The 16,370-nt window shown below is 75.4% G+C and carries 9 protein-coding genes; 5 read left to right on the top strand and 4 right to left on the bottom strand.

What is annotated here, in order from left to right:
• Positions 1 to 2: 2 nt before the first annotated feature.
• Positions 3 to 1,112 (bottom strand): methyltransferase, encoded by a 1,110-nt coding sequence (locus OG294_RS31225; protein WP_327069901.1) that lies wholly within the window; start codon positions 1,110 to 1,112, stop codon positions 3 to 5.
• Between the two features lie 221 nt (positions 1,113 to 1,333).
• Here OG294_RS31225 and OG294_RS31230 point away from each other — a divergent pair, with 221 nt between their 5' ends.
• The 4 genes from OG294_RS31230 to OG294_RS31245 are packed head-to-tail and all read left to right on the top strand — an operon-like array spanning position 1,334 to position 9,081.
• Positions 1,334 to 2,857 (top strand): flavin monoamine oxidase family protein, encoded by a 1,524-nt coding sequence (locus OG294_RS31230; RefSeq protein ID WP_327069902.1) that lies wholly within the window; start codon positions 1,334 to 1,336, stop codon positions 2,855 to 2,857.
• 22 nt (positions 2,858 to 2,879) lie between these two features.
• Positions 2,880 to 6,200, top strand: coding sequence for a ferritin-like domain-containing protein (locus OG294_RS31235; protein ID WP_327069903.1), 3,321 nt, complete (start codon positions 2,880 to 2,882; stop codon positions 6,198 to 6,200).
• Positions 6,197 to 7,867 carry an FAD-dependent monooxygenase gene (locus OG294_RS31240; protein ID WP_327069904.1) on the top strand — a complete coding sequence of 557 codons (1,671 nt, stop codon included), beginning with the start codon at positions 6,197 to 6,199 and terminating at the stop codon, positions 7,865 to 7,867. The genes OG294_RS31235 and OG294_RS31240 overlap by 4 nt, the downstream gene beginning before the upstream one ends.
• Positions 7,864 to 9,081, top strand: a complete 1,218-nt coding sequence (locus OG294_RS31245) for a cytochrome P450 (protein WP_327069905.1) — start codon at positions 7,864 to 7,866, stop codon at positions 9,079 to 9,081. Before OG294_RS31240 ends, OG294_RS31245 begins: the two co-directional genes overlap by 4 nt.
• Before the next feature lie 42 nt (positions 9,082 to 9,123).
• Here the strand turns inward: OG294_RS31245 and OG294_RS31250 are convergent, their stop codons facing one another.
• From OG294_RS31250 to OG294_RS31260, 3 genes are read right to left on the bottom strand one after another with little or no spacing between them, the layout of a single operon-like run.
• The gene (locus OG294_RS31250; protein WP_327069906.1) at positions 9,124 to 12,231 is read right to left on the bottom strand and encodes a helix-turn-helix transcriptional regulator; all 3,108 of its coding nucleotides are present in this window, start codon (positions 12,229 to 12,231) and stop codon (positions 9,124 to 9,126) included.
• A gap of 57 nt (positions 12,232 to 12,288) precedes the next feature.
• A complete protein-coding gene (locus tag OG294_RS31255; RefSeq protein ID WP_327069907.1) occupies positions 12,289 to 13,788 on the bottom strand; it encodes a DHA2 family efflux MFS transporter permease subunit in 1,500 nt (499 codons plus the stop codon).
• Positions 13,788 to 15,095 carry an amidohydrolase family protein gene (locus tag OG294_RS31260; RefSeq protein WP_327069908.1) on the bottom strand — a complete coding sequence of 436 codons (1,308 nt, stop codon included), beginning with the start codon at positions 15,093 to 15,095 and terminating at the stop codon, positions 13,788 to 13,790. Before OG294_RS31260 ends, OG294_RS31255 begins: the two co-directional genes overlap by 1 nt.
• A 356-nt stretch (positions 15,096 to 15,451) precedes the next feature.
• Here OG294_RS31260 and OG294_RS31265 point away from each other — a divergent pair, with 356 nt between their 5' ends.
• Positions 15,452 to 16,366, top strand: a complete 915-nt coding sequence (locus tag OG294_RS31265; RefSeq protein WP_327069909.1) for a carbohydrate ABC transporter permease — start codon at positions 15,452 to 15,454, stop codon at positions 16,364 to 16,366.
• Positions 16,367 to 16,370: the final 4 nt, after the last annotated feature.

Genomic DNA, 16,370 nt, shown 5'->3' on the forward strand with positions numbered 1-16,370 from the left:
GCTCACCGCTCCGCTCCGCCGGGTCCGGCCGCCCGCCGGCCCAGCACCAGGTGTTTCTCCCGGCTGGTGTGGCGCACTTCGCACCCGGTGAAGCCGGCCGCCCGGAGCAGTTCGAGGTAGTGCGCCCCGGTGCGGTGCCGCCCCTGGGTCTCCACGTGCATGGCCAGGTTCATCGCGGCGGTGGCCGGCGGCAGGTAGCCGCTCTCGTCGAAGAGGCGGTCCATCACCAGCACCACGCCGCCGGGCGCGCAGGCCCGGTAGGCCTTGCGCAGCAGGTCGAGACAGGTGTCGTCGGCCCAGTCCGAGAGGATGTAGCCGAATGCCAGGCAGTCGCCCGCCGGCAGCTCGGCGCGGTGGAAGTCGCCCGCGCTGAAGGACAGTCGCTCGCCGAGCCGGTAGGCCGCGCCGGTCTCGGCGAGCTTGGGCCCCACCTGCGGCAGGTCGAAGACGGTGGCCCGCAGCCCCGGGTGGCGCAGCAGCGCGGCGACCGCGAACGGGCCGCCCGCGCCGCCGACGTCGACCAGGTGGCGGGCGCCCTCCAGCTGGGCGAGCTCCACCAGCTCGGCCGAGACGTCGAAGCTGAGCTGCCACATCGCGTCCAGGAACCGGTCGGTGGACTCGGCGTCCCGGTAGAGGTCGGCGAACGGCTCGTCCAGCGGCTCGGCGAGCGCGGCCTCGGCGCCGGCCTTGCCGAGCGTCAGGCAGGCGTCCAGCCGGCGCAGCCGCTCGGTGGTGCTCTCCATCAGGTGGCGCAGGAAGCCGCCCAGGTAGCGGGACTCGCGCGGATCGAGGAAGGGGAGCGAGGCGGCGGGCACGCTGTAGCGGCCCCGCGGGTCCGCGGTCAGCACGCCGAAGGCGCGCAGCACGGTGAGCAGTCGGCCCAGCGTGTCCTCGTCCAGGCCGAGGGCGCAGGCCAGTTCGGCGGTACCGCTCGGGCCGTGCTCGGCGAGCCGGGCGAACACGCCGTGCCGGGCCGCCAGATCCAGCGAGCTGCTGACGAACAGGCCGTAGACCGCGCGCTCCAACGGGCCGGGCATGAGGCCCGATCCGCCCGGCCCGCCCTCGGGAACCGGGGCACCGGGAACGTGAGCGTCGGCCGCCGTGCGTTCCATCGCGAACTCCCTTCGACGGCCTCCAGCATGGCCGTCCGGGCGGGGTGGTTCGGGGCGGGCCGCCAAAAACCATCCGTTCGTGTGGGGTGGCGACCCGACCGGCGCCCCAGGACCGCCCGCCCGTCCCTCGGATGCCGTCAACCCGCCGTCAGTCTCGGGGATGTGGCCGCGCCCCGGCAGTCCCGACACTGGGGCGGTCCGCTCAAGGTAGGGGGAAGAGCATGTCGCCTGACTCTCCGGCCCAACAGGTGAGGCCGCCCGGACCGTGGCAGCCGCGCAAGCGCGTCACCGTCATCGGCGCGGGGGTGGCCGGCCTGGTGGCGGCCTACGAACTGGAGCGGCTCGGCCACAGCGTCGAGATCCTGGAGGGGCACCTCCAGGTCGGCGGCCGGGTCCGCACCCACCGCTTCGTGCCGGGCCGCGAGGGCCCGCTGGTGGAGCTCGGCGCGATGCGGGTGCCGACCACCCACCGGCGCACCATGCGCTACCTGCGCAAGCTCGGACTCGCCGACCAGCTGCGCGAGTTCACCACGCTCTTCCAGGACGACGCGGCCTACGTCCAGACCAGCCAGGGCCACCGGCGGATCCGCGAGGCCTCCGAGATCCTGGTCGAGGAGCTGCGCGGTCGGCTGCCCGCAGGCCGCTTCGAGGAGTACGACGAGCAGACCCTGCTCTTCGGTGCCTGGATGGCGGTACGCGTCAACGCCCTTGCCCCCAGCGACTTCCGGGACAGCATCCGGCGCGGCCTGGACGGCGAGCTGATGGGCCTGGTCGCCGGGATCGACCTGACCGACTACGTGCGGGCGCCCGGGGCCGGCGGCGAACTGATAGACCTGCGCGCCCTGTTCGCCGACCACCCGGGGATCAGAGCCGGCTGCCGCGGCCGGCTCTACCGCTTCGTGGACGACATCGTCAACGAGACCAGTTCGACCCTGATGCGGCTCAGTGGCGGCATGGACCAGCTGGTCCACCGGCTGCGCGAGCGGATCAGCGGTCCGGTGCGCTGCGGCAAGGAGGTCACCGGGCTGGCGGTGGCCGAGCACGGGGTCCAGGTGCACACCAGGCACGGCTTCGGGTCCGCCGGGCGGCTCTGCGACTACGTGCTGTGCACCATACCGTTCTCGGTGCTGCGCGGCCTGGAGCTGGCCGGGTTGGACGAGGAGAAGCTGGCCGCGATCCACGGCCAGCGCTACTGGGCGGCCACCAAGGTGGCCTTCCACTGCCGGGAGGCGTTCTGGGAGCGGGACGGCATCACCGGCGGCGCCTCCTTCACCGGCGGGCTGAGCCGGCAGACCTACTACCCGCCGGTGGAGGGCGACCCGAAGCTCGGCGCCGCGCTGCTCGCCAGCTACACCATCGGCCAGGACGCCGACCGGCTCTGCCGGCTGGGCCGCCGGGCCCGGCTCGCGGCGGTGCTGGACGAGGTCGCCGCCGTGCACCCGGAGCTGCGCCGGCCGGGCATGCTGCTGGGCGTGGCCGACCAGGTCTGGGGCACCGAACCCTCCTCGCTGGGGGCGGCGGCGGTCCGCTGGGGCAAGGACGCCGACTCCTGCGAGGCCGAGCGGGAGATGGTGGCAAGGCCCCAGGGGCGGCTCTTCTTCGCCGGCGAGCACTGCTCCAGCCACCCCGCCTGGATCGAGGGGGCGATCGAGTCGGCGCAGCACGCGGTGCGGCTGATCGACGGCCACCAGCAGGGCGAGGCGGCCGAGGGCGCCTGTGCCGCCGTGGTCGAGGAGCCGGCGTGACGCGGCGTGCGGGGAGCGGCCGATGAGCGTGTTCGACCTGCCGCGCCTGCACTTCGCCGGCACGGCCACCACCCAGCTGCCGACCGGCGCGCGCAGCGGTCTGGTCGACCTGACGGACAACACCGCGCTCACCGGGGAGCGCCGGCCGTTCCCGGTGACCCGCCCGGCCGCGGAGTACCACCGTGAACTGGCCGGGCTCGGGCTGCTGGACGCCCCCGGCGCGCACCTGGCGGGCAACGGCCACTTCGCCGTCGCCGCCACCGTGGTCGGCGCCGAGCGCACCCCGGGCGAGCAGGTCGCGGCCGACCCGGTGCTCGGCCGCAGCGTGGACCTGTGGGGCCACTACAACGAGTACTTCGCCACCACGGTGAACCGCGCCCGGGTCTTCGACGTCGATCCGGCCTCCTCGTGGACCACCACGCTGATGGTCGGCCGGCTCTGCTTCGGCCGCAGCGGGCGCTCGCACGACATCGGCTACCTCTGCACCGGCGAGGTCGAGGGCTTCCAGCCGCCGCGCTGGCACCGCTTCGGCCCGGAGCCGGGCGGTGCCCGGCCGCGCCTGCCGCGCCAGACGGTCCACCAGTTCACCGTCGAGAACGCGGTGCTGCAGTGGCCGCCGGCCGCGCCCGAGCACCGGTCGCCGCTGGTCGACGAGCTGCGTGCGGCGCTTGCCCAGCCCGGGGTGGCGGGGCTCGTCGTCCAGTTCGCGCTCGCCGCGCCGCCCGGGCCGCTGCCGACCGGACGCCCCGTCGAGTGGACGCTGACCGGCACCATCGCCCCCTGGCGCCACGGCGAGCCGCGCAGCCACCCGGCGGGCCGGCTGCTCACCGCGCCGCCGGGGCGGCCCGACCCGCTCGCCCCGCTGCCCCGCCAGCTCACCGTGCAGGTGGGCGAGCGGCTGGTCGGCGTCAACCTGATCGGCGCGGATCCGCACGCCCTGGCGGAGCAGCACGAGAACCCCGGCCGCTGGGAGCTGCGCACCGCGGACGGGGCGCAGCTGGTGGCCGTCCTGCCGGGCGGGCTCGGTGCGCCGCCCGGCCGGCTGCTCACCGTCGCCCGGCAGGACGGGCCGGCGGTGGAGGACCAGGCGCTGCGCCTGGACTGGGTGCCGGGCGACGGCTCGCGGAGCACGGTGCTGCGCGAGCGGGAGATCAATGTTCAGGCCGACCAGGCCGCGCTGATCGTCGAACACCCCCGGCACGCCCGGGACGGCGAGCACGATCTGACCGTCACCGTCCGCTCGCTGGTCCGCGGCCGGCCCGCACCGGTGACGGGCATCCGGGTGCGCCAGTACGCCAACCCGGCCGCGCTGCCGCTGCTCGGGCCCGCCGAACTGGCCGGGCTGCGGGTCGCGCGGCTGCGCGCCGGGGCCACCGCGGAGCGCGGGCCGGCAGAGCAGGAGCAGGAGCAGGAGCAGGAGCCGGCGGAGACGGATGAGGCGGACGCGTGGGCGGCCGACTGCCTGCTCGACACCGGCCCCGACGGCGCGGGCCACCTCGTGCTGCGCGGGGCCCGGGCCGGCTGCGCGCGGCTGCTCCTCGCGGCCCCGGGCGAGCCGCTGCCGCAGGAGCTGACCGCCGCCGGTGCCCAACTGCCGGATGCCGCAGCGCACTACGACGACGCCGACGCGCTGCGCTACTGGTCGGGCACCGGCACGCTCGCGCTGCGGGTGCTGCCGGACGACTGGCACCTGGACGAGCTGCCGCCCGAGCGGATCACCTTCGAGCTGCTGCACCGCGAGGTCCTCGCCTACTACGAGCTGACCTCCACCTTCATGAAGGAGGAGGTCTTCAGCCTGGCCGACGAGGCCCGGGTGGAGACCTACGCCCGGCTCTGCTGGCAGATGTCCGATCCGGCCAACAGGTCCAGGACCTACTACATGCCGCCCACCCGCGACCTCTCCGCGCCCAGGGCCCGCCTGCTGCTCGGCCACCTGCGGGCCCGCAGCGCCCCGCGCCGGCTGCTGACCTGCGGAGCGAGGCCCGCGCCGCGGCGGGCCGGCCCCGAGCTGAGCCGCCGCGAGGACCTGGTCGCGGCGGTGCGCGACGCTGTCACGATCGAACTGGCCGTCACCCTGCAGTACCTGTACGCCGCCTACTCGCTGCCCACCCACGGCGCGGGGCTGGTCTACCAGCGGCGCGGCCACTGGAGCGCCCACCGGCTCGCCGTGGTCTGCGGGGACGGCGGCGAGACGCTGGAGGACTCGATCCGCAGCACGCTGCTGCGGGTGGCCCGCGAGGAGATGACCCACTTCCTGGTCGTCAACAACCTGCTGATCGCCCTGGGGGAGCCCTTCGCCTTCCCGGTGATCGACTTCGGCACGCTCAACCACCGGTTGCCGATCCCGCTCGACTTCGCCCTGGAGGGCCTCGGTCCCGCCGCCGTGCACCGGTTCGTCGAACTGGAGCAGCCGGACCGGCTGCTGGCCGACCCCCGCTACGGCGACCGGCCGCACCGCGGCATCACCGGACACGACCCCGCCACCGGGCACGACCCCGCCACCGGGCACGGCCCCGCCGCCGGACAGCGCACGACCTACCACTCGATCAGCGAGCTCTACGCCGCGATCCGGCACGGCCTGCGGACCATCCCCGACCTCTTCCCGGCGAAGGCGGGACCCGGCGGCGGTGAGCACCACGTCTTCCTGCGCCGCTCGGTCAACGCCCGCCACCCCGACTACCAGCTCCAGGTCGACGACCTGGCCAGCGCGCTGTTCGCCGTCGACTTCGTGACCGAGCAGGGCGAGGGCGGCGTGCTGGCGCCGGACCGTCCGCCGGGGGAGGAGTCGCACCACGACTCCTTCCGCCGGCTCGCCGGCCTGCTCACCGCCCTCGATCCGGACCACGGGGCCGCCCAGCCGGGCCCGGCGCCCCGCCTGGCCTACCCGGTGCTGCGCAACCCCACTCTGCGGCCCGGCAGCGCGGCCCAGCAGCTGATCACCGATCCGGTGGCCCGGCAGGTGGCCGAGCTGGGCAACGAGGCCTACGCGCTGATGGCCCAGCTGATGGTCCAGCACTTCGCCGAGCTGCCCGCCGCCAGCCTGCGCCGCTCGCCACTGATGAACGCCTCGATCGAGGTGATGAACGGCCTGGTGCGTCCGCTCGCCGAACTGCTGGTCAACCTGCCCTCCGGGGTGCCGGGCCGGACCGCCGGGCCGCCCTTCGAACCGGGTGGCGCCCCGCACCCGTTAGCCGGGCCGCCGGCCGCCACCCGGCGCGAACTGGTCGCCCGGCTGGAGCGGTTGGCGCACGCGGCCCGCAGCTGTCCGCTCGTCCCCGACCAGGTCCTCGGGACCCTGGCCTACCTGGTCGAGCTGTTCCGGAAGGACACGACACACCCATGAGCGACGCACCCCTGCACGAAGCGACCCCCCACTCACCGACCGCGCCATCGACCGGGCCGGAGCAGGAGACCGAGGTGCTGATCGTCGGCGGCGGCCCGGTCGGCCTGACCCTGGCGCTGGACCTGCGTGCCCACGGCGTGGCCTGCGTGGTGCTCGAAGCGGGCGACGGCTCGGTCAGCCACCCCAAGGTCAGCAACATCGGCCCGCGCTCGATGGAGTACTACCGGCGCTGGGGCCTGGCGGACCGGATCCGGTCGGCCGGCTGGCCGCCCGAGCACACCCTGGACAGTGCCTGGGTCACCCGGGTCGGCGGCCACGAGGTCTACCGGCTGCGGTTCGGCAGCGCGCTGACCCGCCCGCCGTTCCGGCACACCCCCGAGCCGGACGCGATCTGCCCGCAGCACTGGCTCTCGCCGCTGCTCGCCGACGCGGTCGGCCACCACCCCCACGGGCCGCTGCGGCTGCGCTGCCGGCTGGACGGCTTCACCCAGGACCAGGACGGCGTCACCGCCACCGCCACCGACCTGGCCCGGCAGCGGAGCACCACCCTGCGGGCCCGCTACCTGATCGCCTGCGACGGCGCCGCCTCGCCGGTCCGCAAGGCCTGTGCGATCCCGGCGCCCGCCCGCTTCCCCACCCAGGTGTTCCGCAACATCCTGTTCCGGGCTCCCGAACTGCGCGCCCAACTCGGCGAGCGCAACGCGCTCTTCTACTTCCTGCTGCTCTCGGACACGCTGCGCTTCCCGATGCGCGCGATGGACGGCGACGGGCTGTTCCGGCTCTCGGTGCGGGTCGACGGCAGCGCGCAGGCGGCGGCTCCCGCGATCGAGCTGCTGCGCCGGGCGATCGCCCTGGACACCCCGATCGAGGTGCTCTCCGACCACGAGTGGCACCTCACCCACCGGGTGGCCGAGGAGTTCCGGCACGGGCGGGTGCTGCTGGTGGGCGACAGCGCCCACACCCTGTCGCCCTCCGGCGGCTTCGGGTTGAACACCGGGCTGGCCGCCGCCGCCAACCTGGGCTGGAAGGTGGCCGCTGCGCTGGCCGGCTGGGCCGGCCCTGGGCTGCTGGACAGCTACCGCGCCGAGCGCCGGCCGGTGGCCGTCGAGGCGGTCGAGGAGGCCAACCGCAACCTGGCCCGCACCATGGGCCGCGAGCTGCCGGCCGCTCTGCACGAGGACGGGCCGCGCGGCGAGCTGGCCCGCGCGGAGCTGGCCCGGCGGCTCGAAGAGAGCGCGGTGCGGCGGGAGTTCGACGCCCCGATGATCCACATGGGCTACCGGTACGAGTCGGCGATCGTGCTGCCGGACCGGGTGCCGGCCGACCCGGACGAGCCGCTGGACCGGCCCAACAGCCGCCCGGGCTCCCGCGCACCGCACGCCTGGCTGGCCCCAGGGCACTCCGTCCTGGACCTGTTCGGCCGGGGCTTCCAGCTGCTCGACTTCACCGCGCAGGGCCGCGAACCGGCGCAACTGGACGGAGTGGTGCGGGCGTTCGCCGACCGAAGGGTCCCGCTGACGGTCACCGGCTGCGCCGACAAGGAGATGGCCGACCTCTACCGGCGCCGCTTCGTGCTGGTCCGCCCCGACGGCCACGTCGCCTGGCGCGACGACGAGGCGCCGCGCGACCCGGGCGTACTGGCGGACGCGGTACGGGGTGCCCGGTGACGGCCCCCGCGGCGCTGCCCCCCTTCACGCTGGCCGGCTGGCCGGCCGAGCGGATAGCCGATCCCTACCCGCTCTACCGCAGCTATCGCGAGGCCGCCACCGTGCACCGGGTGCCGGGGGAGGGGAGCGGACCGGACAGCTACTACGTCTTCGGGTACGCCCCGGCCGCCCGCGCACTGAGCAGTCCCCGGCTGGGCCGCCGGATCCCCGGCGGCAACACCCCGCTCACCCACCGGGCGATCGCGGACACGGCCGTGCGGGAGATGGTGGAGGACTGGCTGGTCTTCCTGGACCCGCCCCGCCACACCAGGCTGCGCGCCATCCTCAGCCGGGAGTTCACCCCGCGGATGGTGGCCGGCCTGCGGCCCAGACTGGCGGCGATCGCACGCCATCTGCTGATGAACCGTCAAGAACTCGACCTGGTCGAGGACTTCGCCGCACCCTTCCCGGTGCTGGTGATCTCCGAGCTGCTCGGGCTGCCCGCCGGGGACGGCAGCTGGCTGCGCGCCGCCTCGCTGCGCCTCCAGCAGGGCAGCAGCTCGCGGGCCGGACAGGCGCCCGAGGGGGCGGCGCAGGCCGACGCCGCCGCCCGGGAGCTGACCTGGTACTTCCGCGAGCAGATCGGCTCGCGGCGAGCGCGGCCGGGGCGCGACCTGATCAGCCTGCTGCTCGGCCACGAGGGCCTGGCCGAGACGGAGATCGCCGCCACCTGCGTCCACCTGCTGACGGCCGGGCACGAGACCACCACCCACCTGATCAGCAAGTCGGTGCTGGCGCTGCTGCGGAACCCGGAGCTGCTGGCCCACCTGCGGGCCGACCCCGCGCTGCTGGCGGAGGCGGTGGAGGAACTGGCCCGCTACGACCCGCCGGTCCAGGCCGTCACCCGCTGGGCGCAGCGCGACGAGCGGCTCGGGGACCACCTGGTGCCGCGCGGCTCCAAGGTCACCGTGCTGCTCGGTGCGGCCAACCGCGATCCGGGCCAGTTCGCCGATCCGGACACGCCACGCCTGCACCGCCGCCAGATCGGACCGCAACTCGCCTTCGGCCTCGGCATCCACTACTGCCTGGGCGCAGCGCTGGCGCGCGCGGAGGTGGAGCTGGCGCTGGCCGAGCTGCTGGGGCGGCTGGCCGGCGCGCAGCTGCTGGAGCAGCCGGTGCGCTACGCCCAGGACCTGCTCTTCCACGGGCCGGAGCGGCTGCCGCTGCGCTGGTGAGGCGTGCTAAGGCTGGTCTGACAGGCCCTGGCGGGCCGGTCGTCACTCGGCCGGCGCGCGCAGGGCCAGCTCCAGCCGGGAGTGGATGCCCAGCTTGCGGAAGATCTGCCGCAGGTGGAAGGCGACGGTGTGCGGCGAGAGGAACATCCGGGCGGCGATCTGCCGGTTCGTCAGCCCGGCGGCGGCATGCCCCGCCACCGTGCGCTCGGTCCGGGTCAGGCTCGCCCACCCGGTGGCCGGGCTCGGCTCGGCCCGGGTCCAGTGCCGCCGCCGCACGCCGAGGGCGCGCAGCCGCCGCCGGGCCCGAGCCGCATCCCGTTCGGCGCCAAGACGCTGGTAGGCCTCCAACGCCTGGCCCAGGCTGCGCACCGCCCGGGGGCGGTCCGCCGGGCCGAGCAGGACGCCGAGGTCCTCGGCCGCCGAGGCGCGGGCCCAGGCGTCCCGGTGGTCGCGGGCGGCGACCGCCAGCGCCCGCGGGTCGTGCTCCAGCAGCCCGCGCGCGTGCTCCGCGGCGGGCCGCAGAGCGGGCACCGCCGGGTTGGCCTCGGCCAGCCGCCGCACCGCGGCCAGCACCGCGGCGGCCCGCTCCGGCTCACCGGCGGCCAGCGCCGCGCGCACCAGCCAGGGCACGCAGGCCGGTTCGTCCAGGGTCAGCCGGCCGAGGGCGGCCTCGTCGGCGGCCAGCTCCTTGAGCGCGTGGCCCACCGGGCCGAGGTCGCCGTCGGCCGCCAGCAGCTGGGCCTCGAACCAGGCCGCCGCGGTCGCGGGGTCGGCGCCGAGGCCCGGAGCGGGCGTCTGCGGCGGGACGGGCCGCTGGGCCGCCGCCGTGGCGCGCAGCGCGGCGGTGTGCTCGACGGCGGCCGGGTGGTCGCCGCGGTGGACCGCCACCGTGGCCAGCACCCGCCGGGCCAGCGCCGCGCAGTGCGGGGTGGCCGCTCGCTCGGCCAGCCGCAGCGCGGCATGGGCCTCGGCGTCCGCCCGCTGCAGGGCGCCCTCGGCCAGCGCCAGCCGGGCCAGCACGATCCGCCGGATCAGCTCCGGGACGAACGGGCCGACCGTCACCGGCCGGCGCGCCGCAACCGGGCCGCTCGACGCTGCCGGGCCACTCGACGCCGACCCGTCGGCCGCCGTCGGGTCGATCGCCGCCGCGGCCTCGTCCGGGCAGCCGGCCTGGACCAGCAGCAGCGCCCGGATCGGCTCGGCCGGGGTGTGCCAGGCGGTCGCGCAGCCCTGCGCGGCCAGCGCCACCGCCTCCTGCCCGAGCTGCAGCGCCGCCTCGGGCCGCCCCGCCCGCCAGGCGAGGACCCCGTCGGCGAGCCGGACCGCCGCCCGCAGGTCGAGCCCCTGGGTGTGTGCCCGGCGCAGCAGCCGGGCCAGCTCCCGGTGCGGCTCGCCGGGCCCCTGGGCGAGCGCCGCGGCCTGGGTGAGCAGCGCCTCCTGGCGCACCGTCGAGGGGATGCCCCGATCACCGGCCGCCCGTTCCGCCAGGGCCAGCGCCCCGGCGGGCCGGTCGAGCAGCATCAGCGCGTCGGCCAGCGCGATCCGCAGCCGGGCGGCGGCGGCCACCGGCACGGCGGGGCGGGCCAGCGCGGCCTCGGCCAGCGAACGGCCCCGGTCCAGCGCGCCGGAGCGTACGCAGGCCTCGGCGGCGAGCGCGGACAGCTCCGCCGCCGCGAGCGCCCCGTCGCCCGCCGCGTCCGGCGCACCCGCCGCGCCCGGGCCCGCACCCGCCTCAGGTTCTGCGAGCAGCCTCTCGCCCAGCCCCTCGTCCAGCCCTTCGCCCACCCCGAGCACGTCCAGCCCGCGCAGCGCCAGCTCGGCCGCCGTCGCCGGGTCGCGGGCCAGTGACTGGGCCGCCGCCAGCCGCAGCAGCGGACCGGTGACGGGGTCGCCGCGGTAGGCCCCGTGCAGCAGGTGCGGAGCGACGGCGACGGCCGAGCGCCCGCCGGCCAGTTGGACGGCCAGCGCCTGACGGTGCATGGCGGCCCGCACCGCCGGCGGCAGCCCGGCCAGCAGGGCACTTCGCACCAGCTCGTGCCGGAACGTCAGGTACTCGCTCTCGCAGTGCGCCAGCCCCGTGCGGGCCGCCTCGCGGAAGACCGGGACCAGCGCGCTCACCGGCTCGTCCAGCATCTGCGCCACCTCGTCCGGCAGGCTCGCCGGACCGAGCACGGCGGCGGCCTCCAACAGCAGCCGCACCCGGCCCGGCGCCGCGCAGAGCCGACGCGCGATCAGCTCGCCGAGACGGCGCGGCGGGCCGCCGTCCGCCGGGCCGCCGTCCGCTGCGCCGGCGGACAGCTGGAGCGGGTCCGCGCCGGGCCGCAGCGCGCCGTCCCGCTCCAGCGCCCCGAGCAGTTCGAACACCTCGCCCGGCCGGCCCCGGGCCAGGCCGAGCAGCGCTGCCAGGCCGCTGTCCGGGGGTGCGCCCAGCAGGTCGGCGCAGAGCTGCCCGACGGCCACCGCCGACAGCGGCCCGAGCACCAGCCGCAGCAGCTGTCCGTCCTCCGGACCGGACCGCTCTCCCGGCCCCGGCCCCGGCCCCGGCCACTGCCGCAGGCCCGGCGGGTGGCCCTCGTGCCCGGTGGTCAGCAGTAGCAGGGGAGCACCGCGCCGGGCCGCCACCAGCTGCCCGAGCAGCGCCGGCCAGCCCGCCCCGCCGTCACAGCTCAGCAGCAGCGGGCCCTGCTGGAGCCGGCCGTCCAGCAGCCCGAGCAGCGCCCGGCCGGCCTGCGGCTCGTCCCACTCCTCGGCGCCCGAGGGCACCCGGACCTCCAGCGCCCGGGCGAGCACGGGCACCAGCGCCGCCAGCGGCCCGGCGGCGCCGAGCGGGACCGACCGCCAGGCGGACTGCGTCCACCCGGGGGCGGTCAGGGGTGCGGGAGGCGGCGCGGTGAGCCGGGCGATCCGGAAGCCGCGGGCGGCGGCCAGCAGTTCGCCCTCGCGCAGCAACCGGGACCTGCCCGCCCCGCCGGGCCCGCTGATCCGGGCGACGGCGGCGCGGCAGCTGCTCAGGGTGCGCTCCACCAGCCGGTCGAGCAGGGCCAGTTCTTCGGCCCGCCCGCGCAGCGGCGGTCCGGCCTGCTCACCGCGAACCGGCTCGGGGTGGACGGCGCCGGCCGCGCGCGCCTGGTCGCGGTGCTCCGTGGCCACCGTCCGTCCCTGGTCCGGTACTCCGGCCGCCCGGGCCGTGCAGCCGCACATCGAGCCTCAACCGCCCACGCTCGGCACCCGGTCCACGTCCGTGTCCTGGCCGTCGGCGGCCCCGGCGCCGGTGGCGGTGCGGGCCGGCCAGCCGGGCAGCAGCGTGGCCAGCACCGCGCAACAGAGCGCCAGCACCATGGCCAGCGTGTAGCCCGCGGCCACCCCGGTGGCGAAGTGCGCGCGGTAGCCGGGGCTGTCCGCGCGGGCGCTGCCCAGGCCGCTCACCGCGCGCGCCACGATGGTGGCCAGCACCGCCACGCTGAGCGCCTGGCAGACCCGCTGGGTGGCCTGGAGCAGGGAAATTCCGCGGGCGACGGCCGCACGCGGGACCTCGCCCAGCGCCGTGACCTGGGTCAGCGGCGGGATCACCCCGGCGCCGGCGCCGGCCAGCACCAGCGGTCCGATCAGCGCGGCGGGGGCGGGGTCGGCGGCGTACGTGCGCAGCAGCGCGATGCCGCCGGCCAGCAGCAGGAAGCCGAGGGTCATCGGCAGCCGGGGGCCGAGCCGGTCGCGGATCCGCCCGCCGAGCAGCCCGGTGGCACCGGAGCTGATCGCCAGTGGCAGCAGGGCCAGCCCCGCGTCCAGCGCGCTCGACCCGTGCACCACCTGGATGCTCAGCGGGAGCAGGAACTGCGTGCCGAAGAACGGCACTTGGCTGAGCGCGTTGATCGCGCTGCCGATCCCGTAGGTGCGCACCCGGTAGAGCCGGAAGTCGAACAGGCCGGGGCCCGAACCGCGCAGTTGGTGCAGCACCAGGAAGCCGAGCGCCAAGGCGCCCACGCCGAAGGCGACCAGCGCACCGCGCCCGTTGCCGGAGCCGAGCAGCGAGGCGCCCAGCAGCAGCCCGCCGAAGCCCGGGCAGACGGCGGCCACGCTCGCCCGGTCCACCCGGGGCGGGGTGGTCGGGCGTGGCTCGTCCGGGGCCAGGAACCGGCTGCCGAGCAGGACGCCGAGCAGGCCGATCGGCACGTTGATGAAGAAGATCCAGCTGATCAGACCGGCGTCCACGAAGACGCCGCCGACCAGCGGCCCGATCATCGGGGCGAAGACCAGCACCAGCCCGAAGGCGCCGAAGGCCACGCCCCGTCGCTCGGGCGGGAACGCGGTGAAGAGCCGGGCCGAGCCGAGCGGCAGGGCGAAGCCGCCCGCCAGGCCCTGGAGCACCCGGGCCGCGATCAGCAGGCCCAGGGTCGGCGCCAGCCCGCAGAGCAGCGAGGCGAACGCGAAGGCGAACAGCGAGGCGAGGAAGACCCGTTTGGCGCCGAAGCGCTCGCCCAGCTCGCCGGCCAGCGGGGTGGCGATGCCGAGCGCGAGCGCGTAGCCGCTGACCACCCACTGCACCTCGGCGGTCGGCGCCGCGTAGGTCTCCTGGAGCGCGTGGACGGCGACGTTGACCACCGTGGCGTCCAGGATGGTCATGAAGGAGCCCACCGAGACCGCGACCAGCGTCTTCCAGGGCGAGCCGCCGGCGGGGCGCTCGTCGGCGCGGGGCGCGGGGGAGCCCATCAGCCGGCCGGCCGGAATGGGGCGGCGTGGTCGGCGGAGGCGGCCTGGCGCGGCACCTCGGGGGCGCCGGCGCGGTGGACGATACGGCCGTCCTTGACGATCAGCCGCAGGTCGTCCAGCGCCGCGAGGTCGGTGCTCGGATCGCCGCCGACCACGAGCAGGTCGGCCCGCCTTCCGGGGGCCAGCACGCCGAGGGTCTCGCGCTGCCCGCAGACCGCGGCGGCGTGCCGGGTGGCGGACTCGATCACCTGGAGCGGGGACAGGCCGGCGGCCAGCAGGTACCGCAGCTCGCCGCGCGGCAGCCCGGGCGGCACCCCGGGCAGGCCGACCCAGTCGCTGCCGAGTGCCACGGTGCCGCCGGCGGCGACGAAGCGGGCGAGCACCGCGACCATGAACGCCTCGATCTCGCGCAGGGCTGCCTCGCCCAGCTCCGGCAGACCCATCCGGATGCCGGCCAGTTCGTTGCCGATGGTCGGCACCAGGTAGATGCCCTGCTCGACCATCGCGTCCAGCTGCCGGGCGAGATCGGGCAGCGCGCTCAGGTGCAGGGCGCCGGTGCGCTGGAGCTCGACATGGCCGACGTCCGGCGGCAGCGGGAAGAGCAGGTGCTCGACGCTGGTCACCCCGGCGGCCAGCGCCACCTCCAGCTGGTCGGCGTGGTGCACGTGCGAGCGCACCGGCAGACCGTGCTCGGCGGCGCGCCGGGCCACCGCCTTGATCAACTCGGGCTCCAGCACCGGGAGATGCCCGGGGTGGCGGAAGTCGAAGTCGAACGGCTCCTGGGTGATCTTGATGAAGTCCACGCCCAGTGCAGCCAGTTCGTCCACGGCGGCGACCGCCTGCGGGAGCGAGTCGACGCCGCGCGCCGCCGAGCCGTCGCCGCGGATCACCGGGTAGCCGCCGGGCGCGGTGATCGCCGGCCCGGCCAGGAACGTCCGGGCGGCGCCCGGTTCGCGTCCGGCGGCCCGCAGCTGCGGGACCAGCTGCGGACCGCTGCCCGTGTTGCCGATGCTGGTCACCCCGTCGCGCAGGAAGGCGCCCAGGACGTCGGGAATGTCGCGTTCGACATGGGTGTGGGAATCGATCAATCCCGGCAGGATGCTCTGCCCCTCGCAGTGCACGATCTCGGCACCGGGCGGGATTTCGGTGGCGCCGTCGGGCGCCAGCCTGGTCAGGACGCCGTGTTCGATCAGAATGACGCCACTGGCGCTGGGCGGCGCGCCCGTGCCGTCCACCAGGCGGCCGCCGATTAGGGCGATGACCTGCGGTGATGCTCCGGTGTCGGAAGCCTGCTGCTGGTGGTTCAACGAGGACCCCCTGCCGATCGCAAGGCTGAACGTTAAATATGAAGAATGCGCTTTCCGGCATTCTGAATTGATCGGCCACAAACGAGATTAAAGGGCTGTCTGACGGAGTGTCAAGGTCTTTCGAGGCGTACTGGAAAGGGGGGTTGGGCAGCTGTTCCGGTGCGGCTCGGCGCGGGCCCGGCCCAGCCCCGGGGTCCCGGCGGAAGGCTGCAGGGTGCCCAATATTTCAGGATCTCATAGGTCATCAGGTATCCGATACTGCTTCGCCGAGTGTTCATGACATGGACATCCGGGGTATGTCTACGCGCGTTTCACTCTTGGCCGTTGAGCAGGAACGAAGACAAAGAGAAGGTGCGATGGCGCAGTTGAGCAAGCGGTCCCGCCGGATCAACCGGCCGCGTGAGGGGTGGGCCGGCTGGTTGTACACGGCGCCGGCGCTGTTGATCTTCTCGGTCTTCATCATCGGACCGACCGCCTACACGCTGTACATCAGCACCTTCCACTGGAACACCCTCAACCCCTCGATGTCGACCTTCATCGGGACGGACAACTACCGGCAGCTCTTCCAGTCCACCTCGCCCAGCTTCCTGACCAGCGCCTGGAACTCGCTCTACTACTGCGGCGCGATGGTGATCGGCGGCACCGCGATATCCCTGGCGCTGGCCCTGCTGCTGCAGCGCGGCGGGCGGGCGCTGACCGCCGCCCGGATCGCCGTCTTCGCACCGCACGCGACGCCGATCGTGGCCACCTCGCTCGCCTGGGTCTGGCTCTTCAACCCGCAGTTCGGCCTGGTGGACATGGTCCTCAAGGACCTGCACCTGCCGGTCTCGCAGTTCCTCTTCTCCAGCACCTGGGCGATGCCCTCGGTGATCGTCTACAGCCTCTGGCACGAGGTGGGCTTCACCGTCGTGCTCTTCCTCGGCGGCCTGGCCGTGGTCTCCTCCGAACTCAGCGAGGCCGCCCGGATGGACGGCGCCAGCGCCCGCCAGGAGTTCTGGTACGTCACCTGGCCGCAGCTGCGCCCCGTGACGCTCTTCTCGATCGTGATCACCAGCATCAGCTCGCTGCAGGCCTTCACCCAGTTCTACGAGATGAGCCACGGCGGCCCGGCCTACGCCACCACCACCCTCAGCTACCTCCTCTACCAGGAGGCGTTCGTGCTGTTCGACACCGGCTACGGCGCCGCCCTCGCGGTGGTGCTGTTCATCGTGACCGCCGCCTTCACGGTGCTCCAGCGCCGGATCGGCGGCCGCCTGGCCGCGGACTTCTGAACCG

The sequence above is a fragment of the Kitasatospora sp. NBC_01302 genome (genome assembly GCF_035976515.1).
GTDB lineage: Bacteria > Actinomycetota > Actinomycetes > Streptomycetales > Streptomycetaceae > Kitasatospora.

Coding starts and splice junctions, on each gene's coding strand:
- OG294_RS31230 (WP_327069902.1), top strand. CDS start 1,334: ATGTCGCCTGACTCTCCGGCCCAACAGGTGAGGCCGCCCGGACCGTGG.
- OG294_RS31255 (WP_327069907.1), bottom strand. CDS start 13,788: ATGGGCTCCCCCGCGCCCCGCGCCGACGAGCGCCCCGCCGGCGGCTCG.
- OG294_RS31235 (WP_327069903.1), top strand. CDS start 2,880: ATGAGCGTGTTCGACCTGCCGCGCCTGCACTTCGCCGGCACGGCCACC.
- OG294_RS31240 (WP_327069904.1), top strand. CDS start 6,197: ATGAGCGACGCACCCCTGCACGAAGCGACCCCCCACTCACCGACCGCG.
- OG294_RS31265 (WP_327069909.1), top strand. CDS start 15,452: ATGGCGCAGTTGAGCAAGCGGTCCCGCCGGATCAACCGGCCGCGTGAG.
- OG294_RS31225 (WP_327069901.1), bottom strand. CDS start 1,112: ATGGAACGCACGGCGGCCGACGCTCACGTTCCCGGTGCCCCGGTTCCC.